The 14,574-nt window shown below is 39.0% G+C and carries 17 protein-coding genes; 9 read left to right on the forward strand and 8 right to left on the reverse strand.

From position 1 onward, the window contains the following. The first annotated feature begins 61 nt into the window (after window positions 1-61). From V7K41_RS07825 to V7K41_RS07835, 3 genes are all read left to right on the forward strand, one after another. Window positions 62-439, forward strand: coding sequence for a hypothetical protein (locus tag V7K41_RS07825; protein ID WP_334846981.1), 378 nt, complete (start codon window positions 62-64; stop codon window positions 437-439). A 289-nt stretch (window positions 440-728) separates the two neighbouring features. After that, entirely contained in the window at window positions 729-1,589 is an 861-nt protein-coding gene (locus tag V7K41_RS07830) for an SIMPL domain-containing protein (protein WP_334846982.1), read from the forward strand. 338 nt (window positions 1,590-1,927) lie between these two features. Continuing rightward, complete coding sequence (locus V7K41_RS07835) at window positions 1,928-2,449, forward strand: lecithin retinol acyltransferase family protein (RefSeq protein ID WP_334846984.1); 522 nt, start codon at window positions 1,928-1,930, stop codon at window positions 2,447-2,449. Between the two features lie 87 nt (window positions 2,450-2,536). Here V7K41_RS07835 and V7K41_RS07840 read toward each other — a convergent pair whose 3' ends face one another. Next, on the reverse strand, window positions 2,537-2,755 hold the full coding sequence (locus tag V7K41_RS07840) for a hypothetical protein (RefSeq protein ID WP_334846986.1): 219 nt from the start codon (window positions 2,753-2,755) through the stop codon (window positions 2,537-2,539). Between the two features lie 587 nt (window positions 2,756-3,342). Here V7K41_RS07840 and V7K41_RS07845 point away from each other — a divergent pair. After that, the gene (locus V7K41_RS07845; RefSeq protein ID WP_334846987.1) at window positions 3,343-3,747 is read left to right on the forward strand and encodes a VOC family protein; all 405 of its coding nucleotides are present in this window, start codon (window positions 3,343-3,345) and stop codon (window positions 3,745-3,747) included. A 473-nt stretch (window positions 3,748-4,220) separates the two neighbouring features. Beyond that, complete coding sequence (locus V7K41_RS07850; RefSeq protein ID WP_334846989.1) at window positions 4,221-5,135, forward strand: bestrophin family protein; 915 nt, start codon at window positions 4,221-4,223, stop codon at window positions 5,133-5,135. A 109-nt stretch (window positions 5,136-5,244) separates the two neighbouring features. On the opposite strand, the gene V7K41_RS07855 is transcribed toward V7K41_RS07850, so the two are convergent. Beyond that, complete coding sequence (locus tag V7K41_RS07855; RefSeq protein WP_334846991.1) at window positions 5,245-6,093, reverse strand: M28 family peptidase; 849 nt, start codon at window positions 6,091-6,093, stop codon at window positions 5,245-5,247. 318 nt (window positions 6,094-6,411) lie between these two features. On the opposite strand from V7K41_RS07855, the gene dnaK reads away from it, so the two are divergent. Both dnaK and V7K41_RS07865 read left to right on the forward strand, forming a co-directional pair. Next, a complete protein-coding gene (dnaK, locus tag V7K41_RS07860) occupies window positions 6,412-8,493 on the forward strand; it encodes a molecular chaperone DnaK (protein ID WP_334846993.1) in 2,082 nt (693 codons plus the stop codon). Window positions 8,494-8,611: 118 nt separating this feature from the next. Next, window positions 8,612-9,607 carry a J domain-containing protein gene (locus V7K41_RS07865; RefSeq protein ID WP_334846995.1) on the forward strand — a complete coding sequence of 332 codons (996 nt, stop codon included), beginning with the start codon at window positions 8,612-8,614 and terminating at the stop codon, window positions 9,605-9,607. Window positions 9,608-9,677: 70 nt separating this feature from the next. On the opposite strand, the gene V7K41_RS07870 is transcribed toward V7K41_RS07865, so the two are convergent. Beyond that, complete coding sequence (locus V7K41_RS07870; protein ID WP_334846997.1) at window positions 9,678-9,965, reverse strand: type II toxin-antitoxin system RelE/ParE family toxin; 288 nt, start codon at window positions 9,963-9,965, stop codon at window positions 9,678-9,680. Further along, on the reverse strand, window positions 9,962-10,321 hold the full coding sequence (locus tag V7K41_RS07875) for a type II toxin-antitoxin system Phd/YefM family antitoxin (protein ID WP_334846999.1): 360 nt from the start codon (window positions 10,319-10,321) through the stop codon (window positions 9,962-9,964). Before V7K41_RS07875 ends, V7K41_RS07870 begins: the two co-directional genes overlap by 4 nt. A 139-nt stretch (window positions 10,322-10,460) precedes the next feature. Between V7K41_RS07875 and V7K41_RS07880 the strand changes: the two genes are divergently transcribed. Together V7K41_RS07880 and V7K41_RS07885 are read left to right on the forward strand one after the other, a co-directional pair. Then, window positions 10,461-10,985, forward strand: a complete 525-nt coding sequence (locus V7K41_RS07880) for a J domain-containing protein (RefSeq protein WP_334847106.1) — start codon at window positions 10,461-10,463, stop codon at window positions 10,983-10,985. Window positions 10,986-11,084: 99 nt separating this feature from the next. Next, a complete protein-coding gene (locus V7K41_RS07885) occupies window positions 11,085-11,357 on the forward strand; it encodes a DUF3143 domain-containing protein (protein ID WP_334847001.1) in 273 nt (90 codons plus the stop codon). Between the two features lie 220 nt (window positions 11,358-11,577). Here V7K41_RS07885 and V7K41_RS07890 read toward each other — a convergent pair whose 3' ends face one another. The 4 genes from V7K41_RS07890 to V7K41_RS07905 form a co-directional block, all read right to left on the reverse strand. Then, window positions 11,578-12,696, reverse strand: a complete 1,119-nt coding sequence (locus tag V7K41_RS07890) for a glycosyltransferase family 4 protein (protein ID WP_334847003.1) — start codon at window positions 12,694-12,696, stop codon at window positions 11,578-11,580. Window positions 12,697-13,105: 409 nt separating this feature from the next. Continuing rightward, window positions 13,106-13,276 carry a hypothetical protein gene (locus V7K41_RS07895; RefSeq protein WP_334847005.1) on the reverse strand — a complete coding sequence of 57 codons (171 nt, stop codon included), beginning with the start codon at window positions 13,274-13,276 and terminating at the stop codon, window positions 13,106-13,108. 111 nt (window positions 13,277-13,387) lie between these two features. Then, window positions 13,388-13,948, reverse strand: a complete 561-nt coding sequence (locus V7K41_RS07900) for a methylmalonic aciduria and homocystinuria type D protein (protein WP_199784771.1) — start codon at window positions 13,946-13,948, stop codon at window positions 13,388-13,390. Between the two features lie 247 nt (window positions 13,949-14,195). Continuing rightward, complete coding sequence (locus V7K41_RS07905; protein WP_334847007.1) at window positions 14,196-14,501, reverse strand: hypothetical protein; 306 nt, start codon at window positions 14,499-14,501, stop codon at window positions 14,196-14,198. Between the last annotated feature and the right edge of the window lie 73 nt (window positions 14,502-14,574).

Raw genomic sequence — 14,574 nt, forward strand, 5'->3', positions numbered from 1 at the left:
ATCTAAAAAAGTTATTTTCTCAACTAAGCATTGACTTGATTAAAAAAGGAGTTTAAAAATCATGAAAACGGTAGTCAATTTAACACAACAATCAATAGTGGAAGAAATTGAAAGTGTTTTGAATACATATCCATCCCATCCATATCAACAAGCCTTTGCAATTCCTAATTTACGCCAAGAGCTAATTACTTTTGTCCTCAACCGCATTCCCTCCTTTTACAGCGTCATGTCTGACGAACAGATTCCGCTAACGGAGGCTGAACAAAGAAGCTTGGCTTATTACAAATTGTCTCGTAAACCCTTAGAGCAACAGCTACACTTACAGAATTTGATTCACCAAGGCATTTGTCTAATCGTTCAAGAAAAGTCAGATTGGATTAACCATCATGTTTGTGAAACAGTTGAACCAGCTTGTGAACCTTCCCACTGGTTTGGTTAATATCTCTAATAAAATTTGGCTCTCTGCTGAGATATAATCATGTCCGCAGTTAATTTTTGAATATTGAGCTAATCTCACGACTAAAGTCAGTGTAAAAAACGTGGGATTGGTTCAATATTTTTTGTCAAAGCGCAACCCTTCTTTGATGGTTGGCACTATACGTAGAATTAGGGATGAGGATTAGAATAATTCTTCCCCAGCCCCTAATCCCCAATTCCCAATCACCAGTACCTTTTTTAGTCAATTATTTGGATAAAGGATTCAGTGTATTCCTCTTGAGGTGTAAACTTTGACAATTACTAAGTTCAAAGGACATTCCCAGGATATGAAAAAAATAACTGCTTTAATACTGGTAAATATTAGTGTGACTGTTGGGATAGGGACATTAACACCCAAAGTCACTAACGCCCAATTATTTTACCCACCAGCAAGCGATCGCCATTCATTAATGGTAATCGGTCAAGGGGTAGTAAGAGTGCCAGCAGATACAGCGGATATTGAATTGGTATTCAGTAGCGGAGGTAGCAATGATGAGTTACAAACGCAACCATCATCTCTCCCCCAAACCCGCCGCATATCCTCACAAACTCTACTTTTAAATTACAAAACAGCAGCAGAATCTTTACCAAGTAAAAAATCCCTAACTAAAGCAACTCTTCAGCCTATAGTTAATAGCCTCGTTGCTAAAGGCATTAGTGCTGATAAAATTCAAGTGCAAATTAACCCTAATTCCAGTGAAAATAACGCCAAGATATTGGTGAGACTAGAAAAACCAACGCGCGATCGCGTCCAGGAAATTGTTGGTACAGCGAACAAGTCCACAAGCCAAATTGAAAACCTTTCTGTCAAGAGTGTGGGTGTTGAATATGCAGTAAATGACTGTCAGGCTTTGCAGAGTTCAGTTTATCAATCAGCGATGAAAGATGCTCAAAGCCGCGCTCAGGCTTTAGCAACTGCGATGGAAGTTAAACTTAGTACTCCTTCTGTAGCCGAGCCATTTTACACATTATTTTATCCCTCATGTAGTTCTAAAACTGGAGTTGCTTTACCATCATTTGCTAGTTTTTTATTATCACCAGTTTATAATCCAGATGCTCCAGCAGAAGTTGAAATGAAAAAGGATATTTTTGTGACATACACAACGAAATAAACATTTATATTTAGTGCGATCGCACTTTGATTTAGTCAAAATTAGAAATGCGATCGCTTAACTATTTTTCTTCTGAGTCGAATAAATAAAGATAGGTGCGACCGCACTTCTTATTGACTTCATATTTTGCAATTTTTTTATAAGGTTTCATATTTTTTTCTTGATATAAACCAAAATTTACTTAGGTAAAATTCTAGTATTTACAACTGTATACTTGAATAGTTTGCTCTAACTATATAGTAAATTTTTACGGCTTTTACTACTGACAAATAAATAATGCTTTTAATAAAATGAGCCTAACAGATTACAAAAGATATAGTTCTATCTGGAGATAAATAATGGCACAAGGAGATCATATATACTGTAGTGTTTATCATAATGATAATTTTCCCTATCATCATGGAATCGATTGTGGTAACGACACTGTTATTCATTACCAAAAGAATTATAAACAGGAGAAGGATGCAATAATCCTCTGGGTTTCCATGACTGAGTTTGCTAAAAATAGGAAAGTTTATATTGAGAAATATGATAAATGCGACCCTCCGATAGTTGTTTTCATGAGAGCAAAACGAAAGTTAGGAGAGAAAAGCTACAATCTTTGTTTTAATAACTGTGAACATTTTGCACGTTATTGTAAAATAGGCGAACCAAGTAGTCTGCAAGTAGAAAAGGCTAAGGAATTCATAGGATATAATGGTATTGCTGTCGCTGATAATGTTTTCAAGTTCTTCCAATCAGCAACCGATACAAGTAAAAAATCTATACATAATATACATAAAAGTATCGAGAATACATTAAATTTTTGGAAAAATAAAGATGACGATGACAGTGATAATAATTTTTTTACATTACTTTAAAAATAGGGCAAACTTTTTTTAATTTCTGCTCTCACTGTAGGATCGGAAATAGCAAGCCGAATATTACCCCGTTTAGGAGATGGATATTTAATAATCAATCAAGTCTCCTGTCTGCAACTCCTGCCATTCTCTATCTTGCTCGTAATGTAATAACATTAACTCAGCTTGTGCTGCCAATATGCATCGCCGTTCTTCTAATGACAATTTCATAAACTCCCGACGGCTGATACTCTTCGTTTGTACAAGTGTTTCCGAAGCTTGTAGCTGTGGCATATCTCTCTGAGGAGTAGAATTGGAGATTTCCATACTTTCTCAGTAATTTTTATAACAATTCCTAATTTATATTTATCTTACTGCACAGCTATAATATGCGTGTTTATAATCAAAATAAAATATTTACTTGAGTCTAGACTAGATTACTGATTTCAAACTTCAGTAATGAAAAAACTCCAGAAATGTTTGTGACAAATCTGGAGTCAGGAAAGATACGCATTTACCTATACCAAATTTTCACCCTGAGAAAATCCTACGTCATCAGGGTATACACTCAAATGTAGATAAAAGTATTTGAGGATTCTCGTTTAAACTCCTTCTCTGTTACAAGTAACGCAAAACAGCCCCAGATAAGCTGAGGCTGTTTTGCGAGAGTTGTTTGGCAGGCAGGGTACATCAATAAGTGATGCCCGTGTTAAATATAGATAATTCAGTATGCATCCTTATTCAACCATGTTTTGCCATATCAGGATGATTGGGAAAATTTTTATGGCTTTATTCCAAAAAGAAACTCCAGATGCACTTAAGGCATTCTGGAGCAGTAACAGGTTTCTAACATCAATTAATTTTTACCTATGCGATCGCCCAATGTCGTTAGGGTATATACTCAAATGTGTTTTATGTCTACTCATCCGCAAATCGACCAACAAGTTACCTTCTTTTCTACCCATAACCTCAATGTATCTACAGAATTCTACGAACAAAAGCTAGGCTTGGAGTTATGGCTTGACCAAGGAACCTGCCGAATTTATACTGTTAGTGGTTCTGGATACTTAGGATTTTGTCAAGCAAGCGAAACATCGGCTCCTCCAACCGATAAGCAATCAAGTGTTATTTTTACCCTAGTAACACAGCAGGTGGATGAATGGTTTGAATATCTCAAAAAACGTGGCGTCGAATTTGAAAAGCCTCCTACATTAAATCAAAAGTACAACATTTATCATTGTTTTTTCCGCGATCCTGATGGTTATTTGATTGAAATTCAACGTTTCGAGATTAACGACAACAAAAAAGACATAACCTAATAAGTTATGTCTAGACGTTTAATTTACAGGGCAGGATTTTTACAGGCTAGAACTTTTTGATTTACTGGGGTACATGATACCGACTAATGCTGTATGAACATTATCGATAGGAATATACCTTTTCTTCCATAGATTTATCGGAATGAAATGTGGAGTTTATGCAGCCACGTAAATTTTTTTACATTTATTTACAATTGCCATGTAGGCATCGCTTTTGACTTTTATATAAAATTTACCTAATTGACGATCAAAAAGCTCTTTGTGTCAGTACTAATAATAAGTATTTAACCAGGCTTGAAATTGTATAACAGAAACTAGAATACAATACATAACCGTCAGGATATCATGTTCTTAGCAAGAATAGTTTTTCAAGTATCTTTTTGCTAATTGTGCTACTTTTATAATGATTATTTTTAAGCGTAACAAACGCTAAATGTATCGATTCAATAAATCATATTTATTAGGGTGAATATATGATAATCGAAAAAATCAAATTGTTACGCACAGCACTACAATTTAAAGGTTCAGTAATGAAAGCAATTTTCAAACATATTTTATGGTGTGGAGCTTTCGGATTTTTAATTTCTTTGCTTTACCATTTTGACAAACCTGTATCCCATCCTAGTCTAGGAAGTGTTATTCCTAGCATTGTTTTAGGTTTATTACTTGTCTTTCGTACAAATACTGCTTATGAGCGATTTTGGGAAGGGAGAAAATGCTGGGGATCTATAGTAAATAACGTCCGAAATCTAGCGCGGCAAATTTGGGTATCAGTTGATGAAATTTCACCAGAAGATAAAGACAAGAAAATTACAGCATTAAACTTATTAGCAGCTTTTGCTATAACAACTAAATTACATTTGCGAGGAGAAGCTGTCAATAGCGAGTTAGAAAATTTAATGCCATCTACTAAGTATATAAAACTGAAGATTATGAATAATCCTCCCATAGAGGTTGCCTTTTGGATAGGAGATTATTTACAGGAGCAGTATAATCGTAATTGCCTTAATAGCTACCAACTAACATCTATGCAAGAATTATTGAATAATCTTGTGGATAATTTAGGTGCTTGCGAACGTATTTTAAAAACGCCTATGCCGCTTGCTTATGCTATTCATTTGAAGCAGTTGCTAATACTATATTGCTTTCTGCTACCATTTCAAATAGTAAAAGAACTCGGTTGGTGGACAGGTTTAATTTCTGCTTTGGTTGGGTTCACTGTGTTTGGGATTGAAGCCATTGGCTTAGAGATAGAAAACCCTTTTGGTTATGACGCTAATGATTTACCATTAGATGCAATTTGCGAGACAATGAAGCGCAATATTGACGATTTAATTACTTTGACTCCCAATACGCGATCGCATCAGCAAGATAGTATAACCAATTGAAAAAAGTTGAGGAGATTGATTAATAAAAAATAATATACAGCAGTTTGCAACAAGTAAGTGAGGTGAAAAATGCAAGACTTACGCATCAGATATAATATAAAATATCTTTTCACAACCGCCGAATCGCCATCTCTAAACCTTCACATACACGAGTAAGAAAATCTAAATCCAAAGTAGCGATCGCATCACTAGCTTTGTGATAATGTGGATTTCGCAAGAATGCCGTATCTGTCACCATCATTGCTGGATAACCCAAATCCCAAAAAGGTGCATGATCGCTAAGTCTGGTTTGGGGAACTATTAAACCTCGATTTGGCACGGGTAGCCATTGACTAGATACGCCAGCTTTACGAATATTACGGCTCATCCCAATTAAGTCAGGCAATGTCCGCAAGTTGCCAATTAAAGCAATAAAATCACCTGTATCTGGGTAGAAGCGTTCTAGAGGAGCGGGGTAACTTTGGGAACCAGGTGTAGAATTTTTATAGCCCAGCATTTCTAAGGAGATCATTAAGCGTAGCTGTTGCTTTTGTTGATGCAACAGGGCTGCATAATCAGCACTACCCAATAAGCCGTATTCTTCCATATCGAAAGCAACCAGCCTTAAGGGATATCTGACAGGTTCGGCAGCAAACTTTCTTGCCAATTCCAGCAACACCGCCACACCTGTAGCATTATCATCAGCCGCTGGTGTTCCCGGAACGCCATCATAATGAGCACCAATTAAAATTGGTAGTAAATCCTTTTTTTGCCCTCTCGCTTGGGAGGGTAAATTTAATATCAAGTTATTACAAGCTTTACTTCTGACTTTAAAGGTGTGGATTTCCACACTCCCCCATTGGGAAAATTGCTGCCGGATGTATTCTTGGACAAAAAAATGTCCAGCCGTTGCCATGTAAGGATCGCGTTCTCGCGCTATCTCATTCAGGGAAGTTTGTAATCGCTCTGTTAAATTCAAATCTTTAAAGTAGTAGCAATAATATTAGAATTTTCAGGTACTCAAAAAAGCAGAGCAAGCATCATTAAAGTGAATTTAGCAATTTGCAGATACCGTAAACAGAAGTAGGCGGATAACAAGAATTGAGGCTGCTTGGGCACACCAACCATCTCAATGCTATCCTAGTCTTGCAACTATCTCCTCTAGCTGCACTTCTTAGCTTACTGCTTTAATGATGAGTATTATACATTGAGGTGTTTTTATCTTGTAGCACAAAGCTAGAGGTAGTTCCGCCCAATCATAATAAATATATAAGACACTTTAGGAGAAGAGTAACGCATGGGCAAGGTAGTCGGCATCGACTTGGGTACAACCAACTCAGTAGTCGCCGTTATGGAGGGTGGCAAGCCGGTGGTGATTGCCAATGCAGAAGGAGAGCGAACAACCCCCTCCGTAGTTGGCTTCAGCAAAGAAGGTGAAAGGGTGGTTGGGGAAATGGCACGGCGACAAACTGTCCTCAATCCCCAAAATACTTTTTTTGCAGTTAAACGCTTCATTGGGCGCAAATATGGCGAACTTAGTCCAGATTCCAAGCGTGTACCCTACACCATCCGCAAAGATGAAGTAGGTAATATTAAAGTTGCCTGTCCCCGTCTCAATAAGGATTTCGCCTCAGAAGAAATTTCGGCAATGGTGCTGAAGAAATTGGCAGACGATGCTAGTCGCTATTTGGGTGAACAAGTCACAGGGGCAGTGATTACAGTACCCGCTTATTTTAACGATTCTCAGCGGCAGGCAACCCGTGATGCTGGCAGAATTGCCGGTTTAGAGGTGCTGCGGATTCTCAATGAACCAACTGCTGCATCTTTAGCTTATGGATTTGATCGAGGTGAGACGGAAACTATCTTAGTATTTGACTTGGGTGGCGGTACCTTTGACGTATCGATTCTGGAAGTTGGCGATGGCATATTTGAAGTCAAAGCTACCAGTGGAGATACGCAACTTGGTGGTAACGACTTTGACAAAAAAATTGTAGATTGGCTAGCAGAGCAATTTCTGGAAACAGAAGAGGTAGACTTAAGACGCGATCGCCAAGCCTTACAACGTTTGATGGAAGCAGCAGAGAAAGTCAAAAAAGAACTTTCTGCTGTCAGTGTCACCGACATTAATTTACCCTTCATCACTGCCACAGAAGATGGCCCCAAACATCTCGAAACTCGTTTAACTCGTTCCCAGTTTGAAGGTTTGTGTGGTGATTTGGTGGGGCGCTTGCGGACACCAGTGAAACGAGCGCTCAAAGATGCCGGACTTTCACCTAGAGACATTGAAGAAGTTGTGTTAGTTGGCGGTTCTACACGGATGCCAATGGTGAAGCAGCTAGTGCGGGACTTGATTGGTATGGAACCCAATGAAAACGTCAATCCCGATGAAGTGGTAGGAGTGGGTGCAGCAATTCAAGCAGGCATTCTCGCAGGCGAACTCAAAGATGTGCTGCTTTTAGATGTCACACCCCTTTCTTTGGGATTGGAAACCATCGGCGGTGTGATGAAAAAACTTATTCCCCGCAATACCACCATCCCCGTACGTCGTTCTGACATTTTTTCTACGTCTGAAAATAACCAAAATACTGTGGAAATTCACGTAGTTCAGGGCGAACGGGAAATGGCAGCAAGCAACAAGTCTTTAGGACGGTTCAAGCTGTATGGTATTCCACCAGCGCCACGAGGAATTCCTCAAGTTCAGGTATCATTTGATATTGATGCTAATGGTATTTTACAGGTAACAGCCTTAGATAGAACCACTGGGCGAGAGCAGAGTATCACCATTCAAGGCGCTTCCACCTTGAACGAGTCGGAAGTGAATCGGATGATTCAAGATGCTCAAAAATATGCTGATGTCGATCGCGAACGTAAAGAGAGAATAGAAAAGCGGACTCGTTCTGAGGCGTTGATTTTCCAAGCAGAACGACAGCTTAGAGAAGTCGCGCTGGAATTTGGTATGCAGTTTGCCCGCAGCCGTCGCCAAAGAATTGATAATATTTGCCGACAACTACGAGAAAGTCTTCAGGAAAATAGCGATCGCGGTATCGATCAAGCCTACGCCGACTTGCAAGATGCTCTCTATGAGCTAAATCGGGAAGTTCGCCAGACTTATGCTGAAGATGAAGACGATGACTTGTTTGGTACTATCCGCGACATCTTTACTGGCGGTGATAAAGAACGAGAACGCGAATCTCCCAGAGATACATATCGAGAACGCGACTCATACAGTAAAGACTATGGCAAAGATTACGGCAGAGACTATGGCAGAGATTATAGCCGCGATAATCGTTCTTCCTCTTATGAAAGCCGTCCTCCACGTAAATCCCGCCCCAGCTACCAAGATAACTGGGATGATGAAGAAGACAATGATTGGTTGTAGTACTTTTATTAAAAGTTAGGAGTGAGAAGTGAGGAGTTAAAAATTAAATCTTTCAACTCATAACTCCTAACTCCTAATTAATCCAAAATCGAAAATCGAAAATTTAAATAACTGAACTATGCAAAATTTGCCGAACTTTCGCGATTACTACGAGATTTTAGGAATATCTAAAGATGCCTCTGGTGAGGAAATTAAAAAGGTTTATCGGCGGTTAGCAAGGCAATATCACCCCGATCTGAATCCGGGTAACAAAGAATCTGAGGAAAAATTTAAGGATATTGGCGAAGCTTATGAAGTTCTTTCCGATCCAGCCAAGCGATCGCAGTACGACCAGTTTAGCCGCTACTGGAAGCAAAAAGGCTTTGCAGGCAACAAACAAACGCCAAAGGCTAAAACTTGGCAGAGTAGTGCTAGCGATCGCAATGGCAATCAAGACGTAGATCCCAGCCAATTCTCCGATTTTGAAAGCTTTATTAATCAAGTTATCGGTGTCAAAAATAAGAGTGCAGCAAGTAATTCTAGTAATGGCAATACTAGCGATCCGTTTCGTACCCCCAGAACAAAAGTTGCCTACACAGTTAACACTCCACCTCGCACAACCCGTCGAGATATAGAAGCCAGATTAACGCTTCCACTAGAAAAAGCTTATCAAGGTGGTAATGAACGCATTCGTTTGGAAGATGGGCGATCGCTAGAAGTTAATATGCCTCCAGGGATGGTAACAGGTCAAACCATCCGTTTGCGGAACCAAGGCGTTGGTGGTGGCGATCTATACTTAAAAATTACTGTTGAACCTCATCGATTATTTAAGCTAGAAGGTTTAAATATCGTCTGCCAAGTACCTGTTACTCCTAGCGAAGCAGTTTTAGGAGGACAGGTAGAAGCACCTACTCTTGACGGGCCTGTGAAAATGACCACCCCTCCCGGAGTTAGGTCTGGTCAAAAATTTCGACTAGGCAATAAAGGTTATCCTAACGATGCCGGGAAACGTGGCGATCAACTAGTAGAAATTCAAATAGTTACACCGAAAAATATTAGTCAAGAAGAACGGGAGCTTTACGAAAAGTTACGGCAAATTGAAACCTTTAAACCCCGTGCTGATTTAATACGTTAGGGATAAAATATCAATTTTAATGAAGCTATTGACCAGAACAATGACTAATTTCTAATTAGTCTTCGTCATCTTAAAAAATAGTTTCTATATCTTGTGATCTGTGCAAGATACGTACAATTTCTATGCCTTCGTCTATTGGACGATAAAAAATTAAATAATTTTTCACCGGGAAACTCCGCAACAAATGAGCCAATTCATCTCGTAGTCTGCCCATTTTAGGGAATTTGGCCAGTTTTGGAAAGCTTTCTCGCAGAGTATCAAAAAGTGTGTCAGCAGCTTTTAAGTTATTTGGGGCAAGATATTTCCATATATCCTCAATATCTCGCGCTGCTTGAGTAGAAATCCGAAATCGACTCATAGAGAATCGCTGTTAGCCAAATTTTGCTGTCCTCGTGCTTTAATATTTGCAAAAAAAGCTGGAAGTGACTCGTTGTTATATTCACTATACTGTCCGCTATCAAGTTGCTTAATACCAATGTCAATCTGACTGTGTAACGCTTCTAACTTGAGTTTTTGCAGTTCTTCCTCAAGGCGCTGGAGTTCATCTATCATCTGCTGAAATGCCTGTGCCTCATGCACCACAACCTCAGCTTTCCCATTCACAGTTAGTACAAGCGGGGACTTTGTTGCCTTGATCCGCTCTACATAATCTTTGGCATTGCGCTTGAAGTCGGTAAGAGTTTGAATATTTTCAAGATTAATTTTGATCTGCATCGCATCTAATTAAATGCTTTATTAAGATATCTTATCAGATGCTAGACCTGCTATGTCTTCTCCAATTCACAAAGGATTTAAAATAGAAAAAATATCTTTGAGCAAAGTGACTCAAACAGATGTGAATCAAAACGGGGCAATGCCACAAAGCAGCGAACCAACTTATTACTCCCTGCTAGGACTGCATCCTTGGGCATCGGTAATTGACATTCGTCGCGCTTATCGGCAACTGAGCAAACGCTATCATCCTGATACTACAGACTTGCCGACTGCGATCGCCACTCTGAAATTTCAGCAAATCAACGAAGCCTACGCCACCCTTAGCCATCCAGAACGGCGCTTCCACTACGATTTAAAAATTGGCTATTCCCGCTTTGGAGTAATTCAACCACCCCCTGATTTGAATCATCCCGTCTCGCGTTCGTATAACTGGTCAAAATCAGCTTACCTCGATGCGAGCGATCGCCCCTTATCATCTGGCGAAATATTTGCTTTATTTATGCTGGTGTTAACATTTGTAGGTTGTCTGTTATTAGCAGTTGCCATTGGCTTAACTCGTGGTGAGGCTGCGATCCATTCCCATAAGCTGCAATCAGCTGCATTTGTACAACAGCAGATTACCTATATGTCGCAACTAATTACCTATCTGAGAATTAAAAATTAAACAATTCCCCGATCCAAAATCATTCGACTGAGACGTTCGGCGAGCGCTCAGTTGAACCGCACTCACAACGAAGTCCAAAATCCAAAATCTAAAATTCCTATGGCTCTTCTTCCTTCTGATACTCCGCTATATAATCATCCCCTGCCACAAATTGAGCAGTGGCTAAAAGATCAAGGCTGTCAACAAGACGAAACACAAAGGCATTGCTGGCGCGTACAGCGACCTAGTTGGCAAGCTGAATTATGGCTCGATGTTGAGCAAATTATAGTGCGATATGTTCAATCTGGGGAAAATGGACAAGATATCCAACGCTCATTCAAGTATTCTCTTAGTCGAAATGATGTAGAACAAGCTGTGTTTTCTGGGCCATAAGGAACTGCTAATGTATTATGGGACTTACGCAAAAATCCCCAAAAAGCTTAATTTATCGAATCGCCCGATCTGCAATATGCTTCCACCAATGCGTAGCGTCTTTGAGAGAAGAATCGTAGAGTGTGCGTAAGTCCTATATTAGATTAAACCAAAAAGTAGGGGTTCTAGCTGGTAGAGCTTCTAATAACTCCGTTACAGGGTTGCTGCCCTATAACAAGAATTATGTATCAGATTTTGTTACCAATGCTTTAGGAGTAAGTTCACTACAAATTTCCAGCAGTCGAGCAACAGCACGCGCAGCTGAAAACTTTTTTGCAACGTATTGGCTGGACTGAAAACCCCGGTTAATTGCTTCATCTGGATTATCTAAGCAGTATCGCATACATTTGGCTAATTCTTCTGCATCTTCATTTTCAAAAAATAGGCTGTGTGGTCCTGCCACTTCTGACAATCCTCCCATTTTTGAGACAATTGAGCAGGTTTGAACGCTAGAGGCTTCTAACACTACGTAACCTGCCGGTTCTTGCCAACGAGACGGAGCAATTAAAGCCAAAGCATCTTGAACTTTTAGAAGTACTTCTTTTTGAGAAACTTTACCTAAAAAATTAACTTTGTTGGCAATTCCTAAATCAGACGTTAGCTGTTTTAATTGCTGAAATTGTTCGCCATCGCCAATAATAGTAATTTTAAATTCTTTATTTTCATCTTGTAAAATCTGCGCTGCTTTTAATAAAATATCTACGCCTTTGTCTGTAGCTAATCTACCGACAAAAATAAAATTATATGGCTGAGATAAATTTTCTAAAGTTTTAAGCTGGTTTTCCGACTTGATTTCAATCGGATTATATAAAGTATCAACTGGCCAAGGAAAAGCAGAAGATTCTCCTAAAAAGTTACTACAAGCTGTATGATAATCGGCTAAGAAGGCAGTAGAAAGCCGGGTGGTTAGGCGTGCCCATTTGATAAGAGTGTGTAATTTCCACTTTAATGGATAATTAGCTTTCGGCAATGTGTGTTTAAATTCAGCTTTTAAACGTTGCGTCAACTTCATCTGCTCATAACTAGTATGAGTAGATTGATAAAGGGAATAATGGTATTTAATAATTATCTTTTTTCGCAAGGCTTTACATAACAAAGTAAAAAATAAGTCATTTGAATTCATGTGTACTATATCTGCCCAAACAATATAACTAAACCATTTGGCAATATTATCTTGTCTGGTAGAAATAGTTTTAACTTCAATTAATCTAGCTTCCAACTCTGGAATAATAGAATAAATATAAGTTAAAACTCCACTAATTTCATTGTCGTAATGACGGTGTTGAATTAATATTTTCATACATCAGGTATGGGAAATTTTGTATTTATGGGAATTGTGGTTGAGCATAACGATGAAACAAGTATTTCACTTTGCTCAGAATCAATTTGGTTTCTAAGTTAGGTAAGCACAAATAAATCTAACTATCTAACGAGATATAAAAAGCTTGAAACCCCTGTGATTGCTTCACTTCGCTGAGTCCCAACAAGACACTCTTTGCGAACACTGCGACGGACATATAGCAGGAGGCAGAAGGCAGGAGGCAGGAGGCAGGAGGTAAAAGTATTACTATTCCTAGCTTTCATGCTTTCAAAATGTTCTAACCTGTGGGACTACGGCTATAGTTATAAATTTTTCCACCCATCTACTTATATGCAGAAAGTTGGGAAAAGGATTTTTCCCGATAGTTATATAATTCCCGTAGATGCTGCTAAAGTACCATTCTCTTTGCACCGGCTAAAAGTTTAGTCTGACAGTAGTGTGTAAAATTATCATCAATTTGAAATACCTGGCGATCGGCCTGAGTTTCACCCAAACAAAAACCAAAAGCTATCATTCCCGGCTTGACTTCGTAGCGTCCACTTATGAGAGGAAGTAACAAGCCGTATTATCAGAGGCTTCGACTGTTCTAGCTATTTATTTGGAAATACAAGTGCTGATATACGTCTTTACAATACCCAATGACCAATGACTAATGACTAATGACCAATGACTAATAATTAATTTCTTTCCACCCATGCATGGATGCTATACCTTTTGTAACCCATTCGATCGCAATTGGGGGAGCTTCTGATATCAAAATACCAGGATAAACTGCTGCACCCCAATCGGGATGAATTAACACACGGCATTGATTTTTAATCACTGGATAGTTGAGCAAAGCTTTGACAACTGCTGTGTCGTCGTGAGGAATTGCTCCTGGATGGGAGAGTAAAGGGTAGCCTGTACGAGGGTCAATCAGGTCAGTTAAATAGCCGCGATCGCGCAAATTAAATGCTAAATCACAGCCAAATCTCATAAACTTTTCTCGTAAGCGTTCTTTCTCTAACTCTACTTCTGCTGTCTTTTCGACTAATTGATAACGCGATTGCTGTAAAACAATCACTACTCGTAAAAATGGCTGCTGCCGTTTCCAATCTGGTAATATCCGTTCGCAGTTGGCACAGATATATTGACTGGGAGCATGAATTGAAATTTGAACCGCTTGTCCTGTTTCGCCAACTAAATTAATGGGACAGGCTTGCTCCGAAGTGTAAACTTTGGGATAGTTCACTAAATTGATTCGGCTTATACAAGTTTTTTGATTTAATCTACGGTATAGATGATAGCTCTTAAAAGTTAAGAAAAATCATCATTTTCCTATAATTATGTTACTTTTTTTGGAAGCAATTACTAATAATTTGAGAATTTTAATCCGAATTTTATCCTTTATTAACCTGTTCTGATGGAATTTGCTGCGATCGCTGTAGGCATTGGCAGAGATGCAGCTTGTGGTAGACAAGCGATCGAGGTAAGTGTATTTAAGCTACATCGAAATCTACTCGTAATTTTACGATGTTATAGTGCAAGTGTAATTTTTGTGAAGCGTCTTTTAAGGTGATAGCATCCTTAATATTTTCTGGAATCTCCCACCAAGGCTTGTTGAACAGTTCGGGGTTCTCTCGGAATAGCTGTGGCATTTGATTCAATGTAAATGCTGCTAGCGTCCAGACCTGAGCGAGATTTAAGCTTGGGTTTGTTGTGCGGATAAATTCTATTAGTCCCTCTAGCTCAAGGATGGCTAAAAGTCTAGCTGATTCTAGTTCTGAGGTTTTTAGTTTAGTCATTGGTCATTGGTCATTGGTTATTAGTTATTAGTTACGGCGATCGCTAAAGATCGCAATCACATCGAGGATGTTG

The organism is Nostoc sp., assembly GCF_036917415.1.
In the GTDB taxonomy this organism is placed as follows: Bacteria; Cyanobacteriota; Cyanobacteriia; order Cyanobacteriales; family Nostocaceae; genus Nostoc.

Coding starts and splice junctions, on each gene's coding strand:
- V7K41_RS07825 (WP_334846981.1), top strand. CDS start 62: ATGAAAACGGTAGTCAATTTAACACAACAATCAATAGTGGAAGAAATT.
- V7K41_RS07835 (WP_334846984.1), top strand. CDS start 1,928: ATGGCACAAGGAGATCATATATACTGTAGTGTTTATCATAATGATAAT.
- V7K41_RS07840 (WP_334846986.1), bottom strand. CDS start 2,755: ATGGAAATCTCCAATTCTACTCCTCAGAGAGATATGCCACAGCTACAA.
- V7K41_RS07845 (WP_334846987.1), top strand. CDS start 3,343: ATGTCTACTCATCCGCAAATCGACCAACAAGTTACCTTCTTTTCTACC.
- V7K41_RS07850 (WP_334846989.1), top strand. CDS start 4,221: ATGATAATCGAAAAAATCAAATTGTTACGCACAGCACTACAATTTAAA.
- dnaK (WP_334846993.1), top strand. CDS start 6,412: ATGGGCAAGGTAGTCGGCATCGACTTGGGTACAACCAACTCAGTAGTC.
- V7K41_RS07865 (WP_334846995.1), top strand. CDS start 8,612: ATGCAAAATTTGCCGAACTTTCGCGATTACTACGAGATTTTAGGAATA.
- V7K41_RS07870 (WP_334846997.1), bottom strand. CDS start 9,965: ATGAGTCGATTTCGGATTTCTACTCAAGCAGCGCGAGATATTGAGGAT.
- V7K41_RS07875 (WP_334846999.1), bottom strand. CDS start 10,321: ATGCAGATCAAAATTAATCTTGAAAATATTCAAACTCTTACCGACTTC.
- V7K41_RS07880 (WP_334847106.1), top strand. CDS start 10,461: ATGCCACAAAGCAGCGAACCAACTTATTACTCCCTGCTAGGACTGCAT.
- V7K41_RS07885 (WP_334847001.1), top strand. CDS start 11,085: ATGGCTCTTCTTCCTTCTGATACTCCGCTATATAATCATCCCCTGCCA.
- V7K41_RS07890 (WP_334847003.1), bottom strand. CDS start 12,696: ATGAAAATATTAATTCAACACCGTCATTACGACAATGAAATTAGTGGA.
- V7K41_RS07905 (WP_334847007.1), bottom strand. CDS start 14,501: ATGACTAAACTAAAAACCTCAGAACTAGAATCAGCTAGACTTTTAGCC.